This window comes from Pseudomonas sp. IT-P176, from assembly GCF_949767245.1.
Classification (GTDB): domain Bacteria; phylum Pseudomonadota; class Gammaproteobacteria; order Pseudomonadales; family Pseudomonadaceae; genus Aquipseudomonas.
The window spans coordinates 221,589-242,634 of record NZ_CATKPN010000101.1 but is presented as its reverse complement, the minus strand read 5'-3'; the positions used below and the strand labels follow the sequence as shown (position 1 = coordinate 242,634).

Here is a 21,046-nt window from a genome sequence, read left to right as displayed (position 1 = left end):
AAGAACTACAGAAAGCCCACCCCGACACAGGGGTAACTATAATTAATGTATAAGCTACAAGCTAGGAAACTAAAATATGAAAGTCGCAACATATGGATCCTGTCTATCCCGCTACTCTGTAAATGCATTGCAAGCCAGGTCAGACGTTCAACTATTAGGTGTTGTATACCATAATCGAATTGATCGCTTTGTCGATCACTATATTGATAAAACATCAACCGAGCCCTCAAGCGACCTGATAGAAAAAATGCAACTCAGCGACGCAGGCTCTGCCCGCTGCAACTTGATGCTTGACAATCAATTAACCACACGAAAGCTTGGGCATCATGCAATTCGAAACCAAATCGGCTTCATTAATGCACTTGATACCGATCTCGACCTAATCGTACTTGATAACTTTGTTGACATTATCGCAAAACTCGCAGCCCCGAAAAACTCAGAGCCAAGCCTTTTTTTGACGTTCTCTGACTGCGAAAATATACATGAACTTTTTGATATCGAAAAAGAATATCTAAATATTGACCTAGCCATTCAGAAATGGGACCGCCTCATCTCATGGATTAGAGAAAAACAACCAAACACCCCCATAGTTTTTTTCAACTTTCCGATGCAACACCACACCAATAATGCATTAAAATTACGAAGCCTTGAATTTGCTGAAAAATTCAAAAATGATAACTGTTTTATCGTGCCTGACTGTCCCGTTCACCCCTCACTTATTGACACCCCATCGCACTTCAGAACGATGCAATACTCAATGTATGCCGGCGTACTTGAAATGGTTGTAAAAAATAAACCCTACATCACATCAAAAACCGTGAACGATGCCGACTCAGTTTTAAGAGCCACAATTAAAAAACAATAAAATTCACGGGCGGCTCCTCACTGCAGCAGCCGCCATACACTACAAAGCAACTAGAATGCACTTTACTCAAGTAACTCGACATACTCCTGACTCCTCAACACCACTTCCGCAGCCTCCGCATCACCAAGCCGCCTCAAAATCTCAATCTTCGTTCTATACAACGCAGCAATACGCGGAGTGAAAATTAGTGCCCTGTCGATTTCAAGCAGTGCGACGTCATATCGCCCTTGCCGGACATAAATCCCACTTAGATGAATTCTATAATACGGATTCCGAGGCTCTATATCACATGCAATTGTCGCCGAACTTACAGCCAGACTTAACTCCGACTGAGCTAATAATATCTCGCTTTTTTTTCGATGTAAGACCGCCATATCACCAAAGTCTGTCAATCCGGAATCTATGTACCTAAGCGCCTCCTCGTACCGCCCCTCTTCCATCAGAAGCTTACTTAGCCGCAGCTTTAATAATGGATTGGCATCTAAATTTATTGCAGACATCAACGAGCTAACCGAGTCACTTAATCTACCCATCCCTTCCAAAACGAGACTCTTATGAGCAAAAAAAGATGATACATCCGCATCCAATTTTATCGCCCGATCAATCATCAAGAGAGAAAGAGCAGATTTATTTTTTTTGTATAGATACATAGATAAATTTTTTAAGTATGACTTTGAAGCCCTTCTATTTTCCATGAGATCCCGGCAATCCACCCCGTCTCCCAAAAAAACACGCAATGCAACATTCTTAATAACACCCACCTCCAACAAGTAGTTAGAGATCGGATGCCCCCCAAAAGGAAGCCCAACGCCTACGTAGTTAGCCTCCGGAATCAAAGAACTAAATCGCTCCGCGTGCTCCTTATCTAAGTCATGGTCATCATAAATAATCACATACTGACATGACTGCCGTATAGCTTCCCGAGAAACCTTATGCCTCCACAAAATTTTTCGTGCGTGGGGCTCCCACCGCTTATCAAAACTCTCAACTATTGAATACTGCGGCGAAAGCGCCAAAACAACATCGCACTTTAACCTTTCGGAAAACAATATTGCAGCATACCCTCCCATCGAAGCACCGTAGGAAATCACTTTAGAGTATGCTTTATGCCGCACAATTCTCTCTATCAACTCAAAGCTTTCGTCAGGAATTGACTGATACCAATCATCATTACTGCACTTAACCGCTATCACATCAATTTTATTATCCAGCAGAAACTTCCCTCCAAAACCTAACCCTTCAAGCGTGCGATTTGCACTAGATGTAAATGTTATCGCTATCAAACGCGAAGGAACCGTCGGATTATGAAAGTAATCAATAACCAAAGTATCTGAACTTAAAACCGACCCACTCACTATCATAGTTATTACTTACCCATAAAATTCTGCATTAGCGATATAGTCCCCCCATCACAAACACCTTTGGAGGCCCTAGCAATCATACTGCCAAGATGATCTAGTTTACTCAAGCATCCGCTGGCGCACAAATCGAGTTTTAGATGCCCCCTCCCGAGCATGGACTCGAGCACACTGAGTTCGTGCCAAGATTAGAAGCCATTATCTAGCAACTCTCAACTGACCTCCCTGACGGGTCGAAACATGTGTCCCTTGCTGAAAGGGCTCAACAAAACATAGGGTGTGTCCAGTACGTCCTTTCATACCCATAACGTCCTCACCCAGGAATTGCTCGAGTTCTGATCTTGCTGGCTGGGCCGAGCGAAAATGACATTAATCAAAACAACCACATATAGTTTATGTCGAGCTTGAGACAACCGCTATCCTAGAAAAATTCCGCAGAGCTCTACAACGACCTAAATCACCCTCCCCCACAACCTAACTCATGGTGCTTGACCTGCGCTTCCAGCAGACTTAATACGACTCCATATCACTCGCCAAATAATAGACAGAATCTGCCTACCTAAAGGAGTCGTTAGCTCGAATATCTCCATCTCAAATATTGCTATAACAGATCTTGTGCTTTCGCCCTGACAATCTGCTTTAGAGCTGAATGAAGCTTAGCCAAGCACTTAAATGATCCTACAATATTCGTCCTTCAATGCACGTATCACCATTGATCCCTGAGCGATAAATAACACTAGTCGCTCCCCCCCAAAGAACAGCCCACTTTTGCGATTCTGCTCACTGTGCACTGGCATACATCTAGCTACATGACTTGCAAATAATATTTATCTAAAATTAGATCAACTTACCACGTCATTCTCTTCTCCCATTCGCCATAAACCCACCTCCACCTCACCTGAATTGCTTAGATGCCTGTACCACACTCAACCGCCCCAGCTCTTTCGCAGGTCCTCCATTGCACCGAAGATAGATTGGACCAGGCGAGAGCCGCATATCAGTCGAGTCATCGCTCGGTAGAGGCATCACTTGCGGAGTCAGATTTGCTTTGAGCTTTGAGAACTACAAAATCTCTAGGACTTTCACCACCCTTCTACAGCCAGTACCCCACACATCAGAACAGCCCCCTCGTTCCTCACGGGCGAAGGCGCCGGCCTGCTGGTGATCGAAGAACTGGAACACGCCCTGGCTCGTGGCGCCAAGCCAATCGCCGAACTGGTGGGCTACGGCACCAGCGCCGATGCCTACCACATGACCGCTGGCCCGGAAGACGGAGACGGCGCCCGCCGAGCCATGCAGCAAGCCCTGCGCCAGGCCGGCATACAAGCCTCCCAGGTCCAGCACTTGAACGCCCACGCTACCTCGACCCCGGTCGGCGACAAAGGTGAACTGGCGGCGATCAAGACGGTGTTCGGCACCCATAGCGGCCTGGCAATCAGCGCCACCAAATCCACCACTGGCCACCTGTTGGGCGCTGCAGGCGGCATCGAGGCGATCTTCGCCATATTGGCCCTGCGCGACCAGGTAGCCCCGGCAACGCTCAACTTGCACACTCCAGATAGCGCAGCCGAAGGCTTGGACCTGGTTCAGGGTGAGGCCCGGCACATGCCGATGGAATACGCACTGTCCAACGGCTTCGGGTTTGGTGGGGTGAATGCCAGCGTGTTGTTTCGGCGCTGGGCTTAAGAGCGCAAACCGGACTCACCGAGGGTGACCATAGCGGTCGCCCTCGGCTTTTTCCGCCAGGAATTTTTCGCCTGAATCCTCTTGCCGAAAAAGTTGGCCTTCAATCCAGACGAACCCAACACACACTACCCGGCGCCTGCGGTCCAAACCTGAAAAACACGCCGAAACCCTCGTCCCAGAGCCTTCAGTCAAAAAATAATGAGTGATTTTTCAAGCACTAGTGGTTAGTGTGCCCGCGAGAATGAGGCAATACGCCATCATTCCTTCTGCAGATTGTACGTCGGGAAACTCCGTTGAAAAACGTAAAGCCCCTGGCCGCTGCCAGCATGACTGCGGCCTCGCTTGATGCGGCCGGCATGTAGACGCAGCAGCAACTAGCAGCATCAAATTATTGACAGAACACGTAGGTGCAAAATGGCAGTAGCAGTATTTGAAGGTTTAATCGAAGAAACCGGTAACGGTGTGATCAGAAACGGCGCCGTCACCGATTACGAGTACATCAAGATCGGCGGCAAACGAATCAGGCACATCCGCTGCCAGAACTATCTGGACAGCATGATCAAACCAGGCAACACCGTACGCCTTTCCTGCGTTAAATCGCTTGGCAAGCACACTGTGTATGCCGTCCAGGAAAGCAATGGCGAAGTGTCCAAGAACCCACTGTATTACGCCATGGTCAACTCCGGCGTGGTTGTGGTGTTCTGCGTGCTGGTGCTGTTTTTCCCAGCCATCGCCATGTACGTATCGGGCTACCAAGCCTCAGGGCTTTTCACCTTCTTCGGGGTGACAGGCCTGCTCACCTGGTTCGGCTCCAAGGACCACTACCAAGCCCGCAACGCCCTGGATAATCTGCCGGCACCCGCAGTAGCCAGTTAAATGGTGTCAGGCGCCACGAGCCTCGTCCGGGCGCCTCGACGCAACTCCATCCCCTCCCCCATTCCTGATAAACTCCTCGCCCGCCTCACCTTCCTGATTCAGATACCCATGCCTCATTCAACTGCATCAACTATCGCCCCAGCACTCTCTCGCCGGTTCTCCGTTGCGCCGATGATGGATTGGATCGATTAACCACAAGACGCTTTAAAACAAAGGCATACAGCAACCTTCGATTTCTCCCGTACCATTTCTGTACCACCTAAGTATCAAAACGCAGCTCTCTTCTACCTTCAGGATAGGACAGCAAGCGGCTCGATGCATCCGATCGAAAGGCAGGCATAATGCGACGCAACATTTTATTTGCAGCCTACACTTGCCTCACAGCTTCAGCTTTTTTTAGAGCTATATAGCCGGACTCTTCAGTGATGCATACTGCATGGAGGATTTATGAAGGCGATCCGGTTGTGCGGATTAACACTCTCTCTTCTGATCTCCAGCACCCTTGCGCAGGCTGAAGTAGTACGTGTAGTTCACGAGTCCCGGGACACCTGCTCCGCTCCCTGTCGGAAAGCTGCCGTAGTTTTCATTCATGGCCTTATGGGATCAAAGGAAACTTGGCAAAATGGGACATCATTCTGGCCAAACCTTCTTGCTACGGATCCCGATATTGGCAACAAAGTAGATGTTTATCGAGTCGACTTTGACAGCTATCTATTCGCACCAGGTCCATCAATAGTTGATGTGCTCGAAGAGCTTCAGGAACAGCTCGATAGCCTTTTTGAGAGGAACCAATATTCAAAAATATTCCTAGTAGGTCATAGTCTTGGAGGAAACATTGCCAGAGCATACTTGCTACACATCAAGGCAAAATACGGGCATCGCGTGCTATCGCGTTTCCCAGTGACGTATACGCTGGGAACACCGATGCTAGGTTCATCGCTTGCACCTATAGCGTTGTTCGCAAGCCAGAATCAACATTTAAGAGTCTTGCTACCAATCAAGGTAAACGATTTTCAGCAGTTGCTGAACCTGACCTTGGTAGACATAATGAATAAGCATCATCAAACCTTTTGCCCTCAGATGTCACTATTCTCTGCGTACGAAATGCAACCTATGGGCATTGCAGGCATCGTCGTATCTAAAGAAAGTGCGACGATTTACTCTACCTCTGCACGAGGATTCAAAAAAAATCACTCGACTCTGGTAAAACCTCTGAACCGCTCAGATCTTGCCTATAAATGGGTAGCTGATTCTATGTCAACATGCATCGACGGGAAGGACTATTGCAGTAGACCAATTCTTCCGGATTGCGGTCGTTTTCCGGACGGCTGGCCAAATCCTCAGTTTGAAGTGGTTCCACGTCTTTCGACGATAAGCGGTACAAGGTAGGCGGTCATAGCTTATCGGGATGGTCGGCAACATATGGTGTTCTCAGCAGGTCGACCGCTGATTCTGACGCAGCGTGTTTTCTTAACTGCCAGTGCACGTACGCCATGATGGATCGGACAGATAATCTACCAAAGCCTTACAAATAAAGGCCCATCCTCCATTCAATAATTACCCGTACCAGTTACGTACCAGTATGATTTTTCCTTCGAATAATTACGCTTCTTGCCTTGTTCTCTGTAGCAATTTTTAAGCAGCAATTTTCAGCTCCCATCCGGACACTACCGACTCTGTCAGAACCCACTCCCATTTTGAGCGATTGGGTGCAGCCTGCCCGCCCAGGTCGAATCGCGGTAGTTAACCCTTTTCAACCCTGACATGGATCGCTCCGTCCCCCTCGGTACAGAAAGAAATCCAATCTGTCGTAGACCCGAGAGCAGAATTACACCGCTATGTTTCGAGGCTTTCGCTCGGCTGTCAGGGTTAATGAAATCAGAGAATTAGCTAAATTTCACACGTGTGAAATCCTGTCAAAACATGGTTACTGGTACGAAAATTGGTACGGAACTTCCCTCGCTGATCTCTCTCTAAGCCTCGTATCGATTTTCGCGATCAGAGGCTTTTTTAATGTAAATATTTGCAGTATTGAGTTGAGCGGCTGGGTGGAAGCAATGTCAAAACTCACGAAGGGCAATCTGCAGTCTGAATCGCGAAGAATGGAAGTCATCCTTGGAGGTGGACTTCCATAAGTCCTAGCTCACTGCATCGCGGGCTCGATTTCGACTCAGTTACGCATATCGATAATTTTCCCATGAAGAAAATGACGTAAACATGGCGGTGTTTCAGCATATTGAGACAGCTCTGACAGTAGATCCTTTTGATCATCAAACTCCATCTTTAGCTTCCCTTTTTGCTTAAAAATGATACCGCCTCCATTGATAAAATCATTGCGCAATGCCGCTAAAAATCTTCTAAAGCCTTCGACTTGTTGTTTTCCTCTAAAACGCAGCATACGACTAGCATTATCAAAGGAGGCCGTAGCCTCTTTTACTGCATCTATGCAAAAATCATCGTTACTGCTCTTCTTCAGGAGAGAACTAATATCTTTGGGATCATAAGCGATAGTGCAAGCTGTCAAATCAAGCCGAACCAACTTGTCAATGGTCGCGTCATTCAAAAAGATCTTAGGGATTGGCTTGCCATCTCGCTCCATTAACGCACGACTCTTGCCCCAGACATTAAAGGGCAATAAGGAATCACATATCTCACCCATGCGCTTATCAAATATATCAATACAAACTGCAAATTCAGTTGCCATCTCGTTAAAATCAGTTACCCGAAATTCAGCGGAAAGCACGCCAATAAAGCAAGCGCGACTCGCGTAAAGATTCTCAATCGAATAACAAGGAGTTATATAAATCCGATCTGGATCAGGATTAATAATCCAATCATCATAGTCTTTATCAATGAAGCAAAAAAACCTGCAGACCTTATAGACGGGATGTTGCAATATTAAATTCCGCAACTCTAAAACCGGGCCACGACCTCCTGTATTTATGCCCGCCCACAAATCTTGGCCCAATATAGCGCTCAATCTACACGCATAATATTTCTCATCGTCGCCCTCGAAGATGCATATCGCAGCTTCAGGCTTCTTAGCATGTATCCTAGTAACCTCTAAAAATTTTACTGTGGAAGATGAAGCAGCTTGCTTTAATAGCGCGACTCGGCTCATCACAGCTCCTTGATGTAATGAGAGAGGTCGACGGTATACGTCATTAAATTATTTTCGAATATGAAAGGAGAGTGGGTTGTTGCAAGCAAAAAACCGCACTTCCCGGAGTCTATTATGTCTGGCAGTAAAGTTCTCTGCCACTCCATGGAAAGAGATAGCTCAGGTTCGTCAAAGAATATTGCAAATTCGTTATGCTTCTGAAGATAGAGCTTTGCAAACAAAGAAATAATTTGCTTTTCACCTGACGAAAGCACTTCCCAATCAACAGGCCTTAAGTTTTTTCGTCGAACTACCTGCAGCGCAACAGATCCTTCATTATACCGGATCATCTTGTCGCCTAAATACCTGTTGCATACTTCCGTAAAGCTTTGGAGCGCCTGATCGTTTTCGCGCTGCTGTTCGTAAACCTTTACAAGGTTAGAAATAAAATAGATTAGAGGGTCATGATCTACAAAAATAGCCTCTGACCCAATTAACTGTAAGATTTTCTCTTTTGTGTCTTCATTAATATTGTTACCAATTCTATCAAGTACAATCTTAACATCATCTGGTTTTTTTATACTTTCTTTTAGCTCTTGATCCAAAGAAAAGCCTTCAGCAAGCTGACTTAGCATTTGCCCATTCACCTTTGAGAACCACTCGACAGATGACGACAAAATTTCCTGAGTTCTAACCTTTATAAGCTCCTCAACATCGCGCATCCCAAAATAAATATCTTCCCTAGTCCCGCCGTTATCCTCCCCCTCTCCAACACTTAAATCAATCTCCACCCTTCGATAAGTTGGAAGATACAAGACAGTGTAGGGAAATTTCGTTTTAATTCGACCGAACTTTACTTTTGTTCTTACACCGCTTTCTTCCTCAGAACCAGGCCCAAGGTGCCTTGAGAGAAAAGCAAAAAGAGAGTCCGCATTAAATCCCATTTTGCGTAGTGCAGTTTTGAAAACGGGATGAGTTTTTAGTTTATTAGGTTGATGAGAGTACTCAGTAAAAACCTCAATTAACTTGTGAGTCTCCTCCTTGCCATTCAGAATACACAGATGATCATAAAATGCTTTATCTTTAAAGGCGTGACCGATATCTAATTCCTTGCGATGGAATTTAAACTTTTCGCCATCCAAAAATTCCAACTCAAGCCATTGAAAATCAATTTTACTTAACTTGATGCTATCTCCTCTGATCGTATGATACAGAGCGTTGAGAATTGTTGTTTTACCGTTACCGTTTTCAGCAACCAATATTCTACAATTCTCGTCAAAATCGAGACTGACATCTCTCTCTTGAAAAAGCTTATGAATTGTAAATCGTTTAATATGTGATGTTTGCAATTTCACACCTTCTTCCTTGGTCAAAATCTGTTCTCTGATATCAACATAATGGCTCACTCAAAATTCTTCGTCCACCATCCGAGCCACCATTGGTCTGGCATGGGGTATGGGCGGTGGGATACTGATGCAAAGGAGGAACCTTTCATCTAATATTGGTTTCCCATGGTGACCGGGCCCAGAGATGAGCCGTCTCCTACAAAAATCCACAAATGCCAACGAGGTGAGCACAAATGGACGACAAAGCTCAAGCTCTTCATAAGGTGTTGGCGAGTGCTTCCGTTGCGTGGGCTGCTTACGAAAGCTCCCTAGGGAAGGTTAGCCGCGCAGAGGAGCAACATCTCAAAGCTGTGTACGAGGCCGAGCGTGAAGCGATCAAAGCCTACGCTCGGCTTGCAGAAAAGCAGATGAGTGAACGGTAAAATCTCCATCTCCCTCTGCCGCACCCTCTTTACGACTCTAGGCGGGTAGAGATCCTCTAGGACTTTCCATTCTGTAGTTCCGCTGCTACCATTCATCGGGCAGCTATCACCTCAGGATTTCCGGGTCCACACATACCAAATGCGTCGCTTGCATACGGGATGTAAGGGCCTCTCAGCGGCTTGCTGAGAATAAACGGAGATTTGGCCATGAATAATCATGCCAAGATTGTACCGGTTCGCCAGTATGATCGTTTCCGGTTTGGTCGCTGGGAGAAGGTGCGTAAGCATCATCGCTCCCTGCCAAACCGGTAAATGAACACTTGGGTGATAGCTGCTCCTTTAGTCGCCTACTCGCCGGCAAAGTATTCGCTTGAACCCCGCTGGCACACGTCATCGCCCTTGCAATCCAGACAGCACAGCTCGCTCGCTCCCATGATGGATTAGGCGTAGCCCCTCGTCTGCACCCCGGCCAGCCTGAGCATCCCTCAAAGACGCAATGCTTTGTAGCAATTTCTAAGCATTCAGCAACCACTGCCCACAAAGGGCGCTAACGGTACTATGCTCTTTCATTTTCGAAAGGAGTCGATGTTATGGCTGACGAATATTCGTTGTCGGATGTGCTGGAAAGGATCTACCAGAATCAGCTTGGTCTGGAAGCAGCCCTGATGGAGTTGACACTTCATGCTGAACAGCAAGGTTTCACCGAAGTCGGAGACAACGTTCGCGGTGCCCTGTGGGCGATTGGAGAGAATGCCGGACACATTAAGCAGGGCTTGGCAAAGCTCCTAAGCAAACGTCTCTGAACGGCCACACCCCGATTGTGCTGGAGTATCAACGCAAAAAAGCCCGCCAGACCCTGAGTACAAGGGGTGGCGGGCTTTTTTGACAGGTCTGATCAGATGAGCGTTTGGCGCTGATTGGCATTGGTTGGCGTACGGTTTGCCCCATTTTTGCCCCACCTGAGTTGCCACTTTTACCTAAGAACAAGACACTCGCCAGAGCTGATCCAGCCGCGTAGTGTAACTTTGGCTCATCATTTCACGCCGCATTCCCCAATCCGGATTACTCGGCACGCTCGCTGAGCGAAGTGTTCCCCTTCCCCAGCGCTGGTTGATCTCGTCCAAAACCCCCATCAGCTTTGTAGTCGCACCTGGTTGAGATTCGGCGAACAAATCTTCGGTGTACTCGCCAGGCTGACAAAGACTCAGCAACATCACCTCGGCCTTGCTGTAGTTGAACCCCGCCCGGTAAACGTGATCGAGCGCATCTACCGCTGCTTTTGTCAGCAGCCTCACATCGTCAGTCGGGTATGGAAGATCAACCACCACGCCGTTGGCGTACTTGGCCTCATGGGGATTGAAGAACCCGGTGCGAATACTGACTCGGATTTTTTTACACAGCGAGCCTTGTGTCCGAAGCTTTTCCGAGGCACGCATCATGTAGGTGGCTACGGCCTCTTTGATTGGCGGTAGCTCCTTCAAGCGCTTGCCGAACATCCTACTGCAGCAGATCTCTTGTTTTGGCGGGTCGGGTTCATCCAACTCCAGGCACGGCGTGCCGGCCAGCTCACGGGCCGTCTTTTCTATCACTACGCTGAAGTTCTTGCGCAATGTCCTCGGGTCAGCGGAGGCCAGATCCATTGCGCTCTTGATGCCCATCGCGTCCAGGTGCATTTTCATCCGCCGGCCGACACCCCAGACCTCAGCGACGTCGGTGTTGCGCAATACCCAATCGCGCTTGACTGCATCGCAGATGTTCACCACACCACCGGTTTGAGCCTGCAGGCGCTTTGCTGTGTGGTTGGCCAGTTTGGCCAGGGTCTTGGTATGAGCAATTCCAACGCCCACTGGGATGCCGGTACATCGCAGCACCTGGCTGCGGATCTGCCGGCCAAGAACATCCAGCTCATCGATGCCTGTCAGGTCTGCGAAGGCTTCGTCGATGCTGTAGACCTCGACCGCCGGTACCAACGACTCGATCAGCGTCATCACTCGCTCGCTCATGTCGCCATAAAGCGCATAGTTGGACGAGAACGGAACAATGCCGTGTTGCTTGAGTTTGTGCTTGATCTGGAAGTACGGCTCGCCCATCTTCACGAAAGGTTTAGCGTCGTAACTACGAGCAATGACACAGCCGTCGTTATTGCTCAGCACTACGATCGGAACCTTGGCCAGGTCTGGACGAAATACCCGCTCGCAGCTCGCATAGAACGAGTTGCAATCGATCAGCCCGAAAACCGGTGCCGGCTTAGACATGGCTGCGCACCGTACTGCTGATCACGCCCCAGATCGACAACTCATCCCCCTCAAGGATGTAACGGGCCGGGTATTTCGGATTTTCAGACAGCAGGATCACTTCGTTTCCGCGCTTGCACAGTCGCTTGCAGATCGGATCGTTGTTCAGCAAAGCCACCACAATGTGTCCATGGGCCGGTTCGATTGACCTGTCGACCACCGCCAGGTCGCCCTCAAATATTCCTGCCCCCTGCATGCTCTCGCCGGTGATCGCAATCAAGTAGACATGCGGCGCCCGGATGTTCAGCACTTCATCCAGAGAGATGTGCTGCTCAATGTGATCCGCCGCCGGTGATGGAAATCCTGCAGGAACCCGGAACGAGCAAAGCGGTAGCTTCGCACCACCCTCGGAAAGCGGGCCTAGTATGGTAAAGCTCATGTTGATGCCACTCGCACAAACTGTATATACGTACAGTTAACTGTGTAGCTATCTTGCAGTCAATTTCTGCCGGAATATTTCGACAGGTGGGGGAGTCAAAGCTTGCCCCCACCCTAGCCTTATTAGAACAACCCGCCCAAAGCAGCCGGCTCCCAGTTCATGATCACCAACTCACCGCAGATCTCGGCCTTACCTTGTCGTTGATTGGTGTTGCTGTAGCGGATGTCCAGAGTGTCCATGTGGAAGCCAGAGAACACCCGCCGAATGTCGGGGTGATCGTTGATGCTGACCATTACCCTCCCCTTGCAACGGCGCATGAAGTCAGCCATCCGTTCATAGTTTTCAAACGGAAAGTCCACACCATAGCCAGCGGTCTGCCAGTAAGGCGGGTCCATGTAGTGGAAGGTATGGGGACGGTCGTAGCGTTCAGCACAATCAAGCCAGGATAGGTTTTCGACGTAGGTACCGGACAAGCGCTGCCAGGCCGCAGAAAGGTTTTCCTCTATCCGCAGCAGGTTGATGGCCGGGCCAGTGGTGGCGGTACCGAACGTTTGCCCGGTCACCTTGCCAGCGAATGCATGGTGCTGCAGGTAGAAGAATCGCGCGGCGCGTTGGATGTCGGTGAGGGTTTCAGGGCGGGTCATCTTCTGCCACTCGAACACCTGGCGCGAGCTAAGCGCCCATTTGAACTGGCGCACGAACTCTTCGAGGTGGTTCTGCACGACGCGGTACAACGTCACCAGGTCGCCATTGATGTCGTTGAGCACTTCAACGGGCGCCGCCTGGGGACGCATGAAGTACAGCGCGGCACCGCCGGCAAAGACTTCGACGTAGCATTCGTGGGGTGGGAAGAGAGGAATGAGGCGATCGGCCAGACGGCGTTTGCCGCCCATCCAAGGAATGATGGGAGTAGACATAATTAGCAAGACCTTTACTGTATATATAAACAGGTGATAGGCTCGCCGCGCTTTGTGCACGGAGCAAGAGCCTAGGCTGGACTTGCAGGGACCATCTGCAGGGACGGCGACCGGGGTGGATGTTGACGCATCCACTCCAGTCGCTCTTTTTCACTGTGTTGCTGACACGGCTTTGACATAGGCCTGACAAGCCGCCAGAGCGATCAATCCTTGGTCGCCGGCATCGGTGATGCCGATAATTCGTTGAGCATGCGCTGGGTCAAGTTGGGCTCGCGCGCCTCCATGAACCACGCCGGGGCCACCGGCGGCGGTTCGCACCCCACAGCCACTACCCTCGGCGCTGATGTCGAGTAGGACTGACAGCCGGAGATCAGCAGTAGCGAGACGGTCACGCAAGCGACCCTGAGTCTGTTGGGCATCGCGTAATTCCTTGTAGTGGGTTTCGTCATCTGCCCGTAGGCGATCCTCCAGAGCTCGACGCCTGGATTGTTCAGCCGCCTGCCACTCAATCGCCGCACTGGCGGCGGCCTCGCGCTCGTTCTGATAGTCACCGGCCTTGTCGGCCATCGCCTTGCCATAGCTGTTCGCCTGCCAAAGCCAAGCCACTCGACCACCAACAGCCAAGCCCAGCAGCAACACCAGCGCTGCCAAGCGCCAATTGATGGTGGTCATACGCCCAGGGCCTCGCGCGCCTTTGCCCACAGCGCCAGGCGGTCGGCCAGGCCATTGAGGCCACCATTGATCTTGCGAGTGATGGCGTTGAACTCGCCGCGATCTGCCAGGGGGTTTAAACCCGCTTGCTTCCAGAACCAGGCCGCTGAAGTGGCCGCGTGTTGCGGCAACTCAAGCAACTCGGGCTGGCTCAGCAGATCCAGGCCCAGGGCCTCGCCACAGCGCTGGTAGTTGTCGTGGCCTGTGATCTGGATCAGACCCCGGCCGCGATATTTCTGGCCGTCGCCGTCGGCCTCGAGGGTGTTGCCCAAGCGCGCAGCCAGCGAGCCAGTGTCGTACTTGGCCAGGTAGGCGTTGTTGCCCAGCTCACGCACGTAACGGAACTGTCCGGACTCGTGGCCGACTTGCGCGATAAACGCCGCCTGCCGCGCTGGCGTGACGATGCCGAACTTAACCATGGCGGCATTGAGCACAGGTGCAAAAACGCCGGCGTTAGGGCCGGCGTTCGGGAGAATTTTCTGCAGTTGTTGAACGGTGATAGCCATTGTTTACTCCAGTGATGACCGTGCGCGGCCGTGGGGGTTACAGCTGCTCGACCCTGAGCGGCTTTTCTTCTTTCTTCTTCTTGCCGGCGGCCTTCGCCTTACCCTTCTTGCCGCCGTTGCATTCCACCGTGGTGCTCCATCCGGACTGTGTGAACACCTGTTCAACGCCGTCCACCAGGTACTCGCCATCAAGCCCAGGCTTGAAGCCCTGGGCACTGATCAAGCGCTCGGCAAATAGATCGGTACGGCCTGCCATTTCCAGGCGAACAGCTGCAGTGCTGCGATTGAACGCAGCCAACCGGGCCTTGGCGGCCTGCTCGGCGGCGGTCTTGTTAGGGTAGATATGGCGGTCGGTGTGGACTGGGGGCAAACCGCCGGGCGAATCGCCGTTGGCCAGCTCGACCACCTGCAGTTCGCCGGTTTTCTTGTCCTGGTGCTGGGTCTTCACAGCCTTTTGCGTGCTGCGATCGCCCAGCCGAAACTCATAGCGGACTACATCCGCTTTTGTGATGGTGACCACCCCAAGCGCTTTGCCGGTAACGCTCTGCCCAGCCTGTCGAGGCATAACCAACAACTTGCCATCGGCCACCTTCGCGGTGCTGTCGTACTGCCTGGCCAGGCGCGTGACAAAGTTGTAATCCGACTCGTTGCGCTGATCGATCCGCTCGACCTTGGTGGTGACAGGACACACCGACTCCCAGCCATTGCGCTTGGCGATATCACCGACGATTTGCGACAGCGGCACGTTCTCCCAGCTTCCGCTGCGAATGGTCTTGCCGCTGCCGCGCATGTCGCTGGCCTTGCCGCGTATCACCAATGTGTCGGGCGGCCCGGTCAACTGCACCTCATCGACCGTATAAGCCCCCATGCGCGTGAGCGCTTGCCCTTCATAACCCAGCAAGACCTCGATCCGCCCACCGCGCGCGGGCAGTGCAACGGCTTGGTCGCGGTCATCAATGCGCAATTCGAACTCGTCCGACTCCATCCCGGGTTTATCCGATATCCGCAACATCAACAGGCGGTCATTGATCAGCGCGGTAATGTCCGTGCCATCGGCCATGATTCGATAGGTAGGTTTCATGCTTGCTCCAGAAGCGAGAAACCCCGCACTCGGCGGGGCTTCGTTACGCGTAACGCGATTAGCCGAACAGCTGCAGCAGCTCGACCGCCGGCGCAGATAGCTCCGGCAAACGGATCAGCAGGCCGGCGCGGTACGGCTGCGCCTCCCTGGCCAGATCCGGGTTGGCATCGAGCACGGCCTCGACGGTGCCGTTGAGGTGCCCGTAATGGTGCTGACAGATCACGTCCAGCAGATCCCCGTCAGACGTTCTGCAGATCGTTGCCATAGCTCACAAACTCCAGTGAAAAGCCTTGTTTGCGCGGAATCCCGCCAGCCAGCAAATGGCTCTGCTCTTCCTCGATATTGACCAGGCACCAGTTGCCCAGGACCTCGCCGTAACCCGTGACCAGGTTCAGCGGCTGCAGATTGCGGCCGATGCTGCGCAGCGTGTTTAGCTGCTTGATCCCGCCTTTGTGCCCGGGAAAGATCGCCCCCTTAAGGGTGATCTTTTCTTCACCCAGGCCAACGGCTTGTTGCGCCACGCTACGGCGCAGCCGCTCCTGGCCAGCCCAGCGAAACGACGCTTGCCGGCGCAGCTCGTCAAAGGCAGCCGTGTCCAGGTTGAAGTAATACGGTTGGGCATTGGGGTGATGCGGCTGAATGATCAGCAGATGCGGATAAGGCGCGACCGCCTCGGCCGACGGCGTGACCGAGGCCACCAGGCCACCCGATGGCAGGATGTTGGATAGCGAAGGGCTGATCATTCCCGCCACCCGGCCGGCTTCTGACGTGACCTTGCTAGCCATCTGTTTAAACGTGCCCAGCCTTTCCTGCACCTGGCCAGCGGCCGCCACGCCCCGACCATAGGTTGACGCCACTTGCCCCACGCGGGACTGCGCCACGCTGATACTGCGCACCATCCGCCCCAGTTTTGCACCGACCTCCGGCGGCACAAACGGTATGTTTTCCAGCTCCGAAGCGGCGCCCGTGATGCTGCCAATCGCGCCGTTGAGCGGTCCTAGCATCCCGTCAAGATCCTTACGCCCAACCTCCCCGGCCGCAACCAGCCCCGTGAGGGCCGATTGCAGCTGCTCCATATAGGCCATTGGCCCCCCTTAGATGTGTGGTTGATCGAACAGTTGACTTGAGGACATGCGCGCAGACACATCGCGCTGGAACGCTTCCCACAGCCGGCGCAGCGGCGGCTCCAGTACGCGCACCAACTGCTCGGGGTCCTTCACATCGCCATGCACGACGATCGGAATATTCGGCGCGAAGGTAAAAGACTGCTCTACCTTGGGCGCCGACGCCTTCGGCGGCTCGGCTGCCTTGACCGGCTTGGCCATCTCAGGAAATTGCGGTGCCGGTGGCACAGCCTTGGCCATGTCACGCACCACGTCGCCTAGGACGCCAGGTGCCGGGCTGGTCATCGGCGCACGCGGCGCTGGCAGGATGGTCGGCTTGACCCCCCCCCCTTCAGGCGCCGGCGTGCTGGCCCTGGCCAGGTCACGCACGGCATCGCCCAGGGCAGGGACTGGCGGCGGCGCCGGCGCCGGCACCGGATTGGCAACCGGCAAACGCTCCCGGTTGTCGATCGCTGCAGGCAGCACGAACGGCGCCTTGGCCAGCGGCTCGCGCGGCGCCGGCAGAATGGTCAGCTTGACCACCTCCCCTGCAGGTGCCGGCGTACTGGCCTTTGCCAGATCACGCACGGCATCGCCCAGGGCAGGGACTGCCGGCGCTGCCGGCACCGGATCTGCAACCGGCAGAAATGCCCGGTTGTCGGTCACTGCAGGCAGTACCAACGGCGCCTTAGCCATCGGCTCGCGCGGCGCCGGCAGGACGGTCGGCTTGACCACCTCCGCTGCAGGCGCCGGCGTGCTGGCCTTGACCAGGTCACGCACGGCATCGCCCAGGGCAGGCACCGGCGGCGCAGGCACTGGCTCGGCAACCGGCAGAAGTGTCCGGTTTTCGGTCGCAGCAGGCAGCACCACCGGCGCCTTAGTCACCAGTTCACGCGGTGCCGGCAGGACCGTCGGCTTGACCACCTCCGCTGTAGACGCCGGAGTGCTGGCCCTGGCCAGGTCGCGCACGGCATCGCCAAGGGCAGGAACCGGCGGCGCTGTCGGCACCGGATCGGCAACCGGTAAACGCTCCCGGTCGTCGATCGCTGCAGGCAGCACCAACGACGCCTTGGCCAGCGACGCACGCGGCACCGGCAGGACGGTCGGCTTGACCGCCTCCGCTGCAGGCGCCGGCGTGGTGGCCTTGGCCAGGTCACGCATGGCATCGCCCAGGGCAGGAGCCGGCGGCGTTGCCGGCACCGGATCTGCAACCCGCTGAGGTGCCCGGTTGTCGATCGCTGCTGGAAGCACCAACGGCGCCTTGGCCACCAGTTCACGCGGTGCCGGCAAGATGGCCGGCTTGACCACCTCAGTTGCAGGCGTCGGCGTGGTGGTCTTGGCCAGGTCACGCATGGCATCGCCCAGGGCAGGAACCGGCGGCGATGCCGGCACCGGATCGGCAACCGGCACAAGTGCCCGGTTGTCGGTCGCTGCAGGCACCACCAGCGGCGCCTTAGTCAGCGGCTCGCGCGGCGCCGGCAGGACGGTCGGCTTAACCACCTCAGCTGCAGGCGGTGCGACCGTGACCCGCAAGGTGTCACCAATCGCCGGCTTTGCATCCTGAGGAGGAGCCAGCGTTAAGCTTAACGCATCGGTCACCGGCGCAGTTTCCGCTTCGGCCCTGCCCTCCCCTTCGGGTTGATCTTCCCCGAACAGCTTCTTACCCAGCCAGCCCCCGAGCGATTCACCCCCTAGGCCGCCCAGGACGGCGCCAACGGCACCACCCACCGCCGTACCGATCACCGGCACGACCGAACCAATGGCGGCCCCGGCCGCAGCCCCCGCGAGCGTGCCAGCCAGACTGCCACCAGCAGCACCGTACCCCTCGGCCTTTTCGTCTTGAGTATTGGCGTTAATTGCAACATCGAGCGCGGTTGCGCCGGCATCTACGATATTGCCGCCAGGCAGGCGCTTGGCAAGACGAGATACGCCGCGAATCGAGCGCGCCACCTTACCTAGGTCATCATTACCGACCAATGCCGATGAGGCCGCAGCAAAGACTCTTCGCTTGGCTACGGGCGCTTTGGGCGCCTCGATCGGCGTTGGCCGAACGGTGGCACCCATCGCACCCGTGCGCCGACGCACACGCTGGCGACTTCTGCGACTGCCCCTTACAGGCTTCGTCGGGCCTCTATTGGCCATGCTCCCGCCAATCCCGCCGAATGCATCGGTATTGACCACGAAAACACGCTGTAGGTCACTGCCGCCCGCCTCCGACTCATTGGTCGACGCTGTACCGGCGGCGGCACCAAACACCTTGCCCAGCACACCAATGCCAGTATCGAGCACCTTGCGGCCGGTCTTGGGCAGGTTAAGCGGAGCACCGTCGCCACGACTGGCGCGGCCACCGAAGCGTTCCAAACCACGACCGCGCGCGATATTGAACACCCCGCGTCCGATTTTCACCCCACTGGAAACCGTCAGGAAGGCACCCACCGCTGCCGCAATGCCTGCAATGCCCAGCACTACCGGCTGTGCGTTGTCCGACAGCGAGGTCATGCCCCGGGCTACCCAGGTCAGCCCCTTGGCCGCCGCATCCGTCGCCGGGCGGATGGCATCGCCGATGCTACGCATCGAGTCATCCACTGCCTGGCCAAGCTCAGACCAATGCTGCGCTGAAGTCTCGCGCCGCTCGGCCAGGTTCTTGTCGAGAATCCCGGTCGCCTTCTGCGAGTCGGCTTTGAGCTCGTTGTACAGCCCCCGGTTCTGCGCATAGGCCGTGAGTGCGGCCTTGACCTGCATGTCGGCGAAGATGTCGCCGGTGCGCAGGGTCTTTTCCAGAGCATCGAGTGCTGCCTTAGCTTTCTCCGGGTTGACCTCCTTATCAATGCCGGCCTGAGCATCCTTGATCTTTTGAGCCTTGGCTGGGTCGGTTGCCTCGACGTATTTCAACGCCAGGGCCATGGACGACTCCAGCGTGCTCATGCCCTTCTGAATGCCAGTATTGAGCGAGGCCTGATAGTCAATCCCGGCGTCTTTGTAGGCGCCGACCACCTCACTCGAACCGATTTTTTCCATCCAGTTCTTGAGGTTGTTGGCCGCCTCGTCCGAACTGCCGGCCGTCTTCATCTGCACTTGCAGCATGGCACCCAGGGACGTGACAGCGTCCATGCCCGTGCTGCCGTTTTTCTCCATCGACGCGAGCAGTTGCGGGAACCACTTGGCCATGTCGCTGGCTTCGAAGCTGCCCGCCTGGCCTTGGTAGGCGATTGCCTCCAGAGCCTCCTGCATGACCCTTGGGTCGTTGATCTTGGCGTTTTGCTGCAGGGCCATGATCATGCTGGCCGTATCGACGCCCGAAGCCCCTTGACCAATAGCGAACTTGGCCGCCGTCGGAGCGTAGGACAACGCCTTGTTAAGATCCATGCCGGCGCCAACCAGCTGGTTGACCAGGTCGGCCACGTCATTGCGCGACATGCCCGTGTCTTGGGCAGTATCGATCACCGTCCGGGTTAGCTGGGTTTCCCCCGGTTTATTGACAATGTCCGCCTTGATCGCGATGTCACGAATGATCGCCTGATAGGTCGCGCTGATCTTGGTGGGAATCGCCGTCATGCCGGTGCCGACGACGGCGGCGCCAATGTTCGACTTGAACGAAGACTTACCGGCCTGCAGCTGCTGGTATCCCTTTAGCTGCAGATCGGCGGCCTTTGCCTCGCGACCTAAGCGCTGGTACTCGCGCCCCAGGCGCCCAACCTCGACCCCTTGCTTGCGCAGCGCCTCAAGGTTGGTATTGAGCTTGCGATGCAGGCCGTCGGCCGAGGCGGCCCCGGTGTCGTGCGCGCGCTTCCATTCCTCGCGTAGCTTGATCGTTTCGCCAATGGTGCTTTTGAGCACCTTGGCCTTAGTGCCTTTGGCCTCCAGCTTCTGGATGCCGCTTTCAACCGTCTTGAACGCGGCGCCGACCGAAGAAGCGACGGCGCCCCCGATTACCAGCGATAACGCTAGCCTGCTTGCCATCGGTAACCCCCTTGCAGGCTCAATCCGTGAGCCACCAAACCATATCTGCATAGGACATGGTCAAGATTTCAGCGGCCGAGAAATTCAGCTCGGCCGCCAGCCGCTTGGCCGCACGTTTTTGAGTGTCTGGATTAAAGCTCGTCGTCATACACCAGGCGAAAATAACCGGTCTGCAGGCGGGTATAGTCCCTGTAGGTGATGCCTTCCAGATCCTTTACACCGACCTCAGCCAGCGAGGCGAACAGGTTCAGCTCACGCACTTCCTCGTCGCCACCAGCGATCTGCGAAGCGTTGCGCACATCGCGCACGGTCGGCGCGCGCAGGGTGATTTGATCCTGGGTGATGCCGTTCAGCTCGGATGGTTTGGTCAGGGTTACGGTAACGCGATCCGCTTCCAACTTGATGTACTTCGGCAGTGGCTTGCTCATGACAGGGTGTCCTT

General features: G+C 54.1%; 18 protein-coding genes and 1 pseudogene. 6 read left to right on the top strand and 13 right to left on the bottom strand.

Annotated features, from left to right (window positions below; all coding sequences use genetic code 11):
* Positions 1 to 76 precede the first annotated feature (76 nt).
* The gene (locus ACM6IP_RS25105; protein WP_414862513.1) at positions 77 to 865 is read left to right on the top strand and encodes a hypothetical protein; all 789 of its coding nucleotides are present in this window, start codon (positions 77 to 79) and stop codon (positions 863 to 865) included.
* A 62-nt stretch (positions 866 to 927) separates the two neighbouring features.
* On the opposite strand, the gene ACM6IP_RS25100 is transcribed toward ACM6IP_RS25105, so the two are convergent.
* Positions 928 to 2,220 (bottom strand): tetratricopeptide repeat protein, encoded by a 1,293-nt coding sequence (locus tag ACM6IP_RS25100; protein WP_414862512.1) that lies wholly within the window; start codon positions 2,218 to 2,220, stop codon positions 928 to 930.
* A gap of 1,092 nt (positions 2,221 to 3,312) precedes the next feature.
* Here ACM6IP_RS25100 and ACM6IP_RS25095 point away from each other — a divergent pair.
* From ACM6IP_RS25095 to ACM6IP_RS25085, 3 genes and pseudogenes are all read left to right on the top strand, one after another.
* Positions 3,313 to 3,909: pseudogene (locus tag ACM6IP_RS25095) on the top strand (beta-ketoacyl-ACP synthase II); the annotation flags it as partial.
* Positions 3,910 to 4,323: 414 nt separating this feature from the next.
* Complete coding sequence (locus ACM6IP_RS25090) at positions 4,324 to 4,785, top strand: hypothetical protein (RefSeq protein WP_414862511.1); 462 nt, start codon at positions 4,324 to 4,326, stop codon at positions 4,783 to 4,785.
* A gap of 447 nt (positions 4,786 to 5,232) precedes the next feature.
* A complete protein-coding gene (locus tag ACM6IP_RS25085; RefSeq protein WP_414862510.1) occupies positions 5,233 to 6,174 on the top strand; it encodes an esterase/lipase family protein in 942 nt (313 codons plus the stop codon).
* A gap of 781 nt (positions 6,175 to 6,955) precedes the next feature.
* On the opposite strand, the gene ACM6IP_RS25080 is transcribed toward ACM6IP_RS25085, so the two are convergent.
* Together ACM6IP_RS25080 and ACM6IP_RS25075 are read right to left on the bottom strand one after the other, a co-directional pair.
* On the bottom strand, positions 6,956 to 7,906 hold the full coding sequence (locus ACM6IP_RS25080) for a DUF4435 domain-containing protein (protein WP_414862509.1): 951 nt from the start codon (positions 7,904 to 7,906) through the stop codon (positions 6,956 to 6,958).
* Positions 7,906 to 9,291, bottom strand: coding sequence for an AAA family ATPase (locus ACM6IP_RS25075; protein WP_414862508.1), 1,386 nt, complete (start codon positions 9,289 to 9,291; stop codon positions 7,906 to 7,908). The genes ACM6IP_RS25080 and ACM6IP_RS25075 overlap by 1 nt, the downstream gene beginning before the upstream one ends.
* A gap of 173 nt (positions 9,292 to 9,464) precedes the next feature.
* Here ACM6IP_RS25075 and ACM6IP_RS25070 point away from each other — a divergent pair, with 173 nt between their 5' ends.
* On the top strand, positions 9,465 to 9,653 hold the full coding sequence (locus tag ACM6IP_RS25070) for a hypothetical protein (RefSeq protein ID WP_414862507.1): 189 nt from the start codon (positions 9,465 to 9,467) through the stop codon (positions 9,651 to 9,653).
* 590 nt (positions 9,654 to 10,243) lie between these two features.
* Complete coding sequence (locus ACM6IP_RS25065) at positions 10,244 to 10,456, top strand: hypothetical protein (RefSeq protein WP_414862506.1); 213 nt, start codon at positions 10,244 to 10,246, stop codon at positions 10,454 to 10,456.
* A gap of 174 nt (positions 10,457 to 10,630) precedes the next feature.
* On the opposite strand, the gene umuC is transcribed toward ACM6IP_RS25065, so the two are convergent.
* The 10 genes from umuC to ACM6IP_RS25015 all read right to left on the bottom strand — a co-directional run bounded on the left by umuC (position 10,631) and on the right by ACM6IP_RS25015 (position 21,032).
* Positions 10,631 to 11,908, bottom strand: a complete 1,278-nt coding sequence (gene umuC / locus ACM6IP_RS25060) for a translesion error-prone DNA polymerase V subunit UmuC (protein ID WP_414862505.1) — start codon at positions 11,906 to 11,908, stop codon at positions 10,631 to 10,633.
* Positions 11,901 to 12,326 (bottom strand): LexA family protein, encoded by a 426-nt coding sequence (locus tag ACM6IP_RS25055; protein WP_414862504.1) that lies wholly within the window; start codon positions 12,324 to 12,326, stop codon positions 11,901 to 11,903. Before ACM6IP_RS25055 ends, umuC begins: the two co-directional genes overlap by 8 nt.
* Before the next feature lie 122 nt (positions 12,327 to 12,448).
* The gene (locus tag ACM6IP_RS25050; protein WP_414862503.1) at positions 12,449 to 13,243 is read right to left on the bottom strand and encodes a DNA adenine methylase; all 795 of its coding nucleotides are present in this window, start codon (positions 13,241 to 13,243) and stop codon (positions 12,449 to 12,451) included.
* Between the two features lie 150 nt (positions 13,244 to 13,393).
* Positions 13,394 to 13,915, bottom strand: coding sequence for a lysis protein (locus tag ACM6IP_RS25045; protein WP_414862502.1), 522 nt, complete (start codon positions 13,913 to 13,915; stop codon positions 13,394 to 13,396).
* Entirely contained in the window at positions 13,912 to 14,460 is a 549-nt protein-coding gene (locus ACM6IP_RS25040) for a glycoside hydrolase family 19 protein (RefSeq protein ID WP_414862501.1), read from the bottom strand. The genes ACM6IP_RS25045 and ACM6IP_RS25040 overlap by 4 nt, the downstream gene beginning before the upstream one ends.
* A 37-nt stretch (positions 14,461 to 14,497) precedes the next feature.
* Positions 14,498 to 15,541, bottom strand: a complete 1,044-nt coding sequence (locus ACM6IP_RS25035) for a phage late control D family protein (RefSeq protein ID WP_414862500.1) — start codon at positions 15,539 to 15,541, stop codon at positions 14,498 to 14,500.
* Between the two features lie 58 nt (positions 15,542 to 15,599).
* On the bottom strand, positions 15,600 to 15,806 hold the full coding sequence (locus ACM6IP_RS25030) for a tail protein X (RefSeq protein ID WP_095169683.1): 207 nt from the start codon (positions 15,804 to 15,806) through the stop codon (positions 15,600 to 15,602).
* Complete coding sequence (locus tag ACM6IP_RS25025; RefSeq protein ID WP_414862499.1) at positions 15,781 to 16,626, bottom strand: phage tail protein; 846 nt, start codon at positions 16,624 to 16,626, stop codon at positions 15,781 to 15,783. The genes ACM6IP_RS25030 and ACM6IP_RS25025 overlap by 26 nt, the downstream gene beginning before the upstream one ends.
* Positions 16,627 to 16,635: 9 nt before the next feature.
* A complete protein-coding gene (locus ACM6IP_RS25020) occupies positions 16,636 to 20,604 on the bottom strand; it encodes a phage tail tape measure protein (RefSeq protein ID WP_414862498.1) in 3,969 nt (1,322 codons plus the stop codon).
* Between the two features lie 131 nt (positions 20,605 to 20,735).
* Positions 20,736 to 21,032: a phage tail assembly protein gene (locus ACM6IP_RS25015; RefSeq protein WP_414862497.1), complete on the bottom strand. Its 297-nt coding sequence runs from the start codon at positions 21,030 to 21,032 to the stop codon at positions 20,736 to 20,738.
* Positions 21,033 to 21,046: the final 14 nt, after the last annotated feature.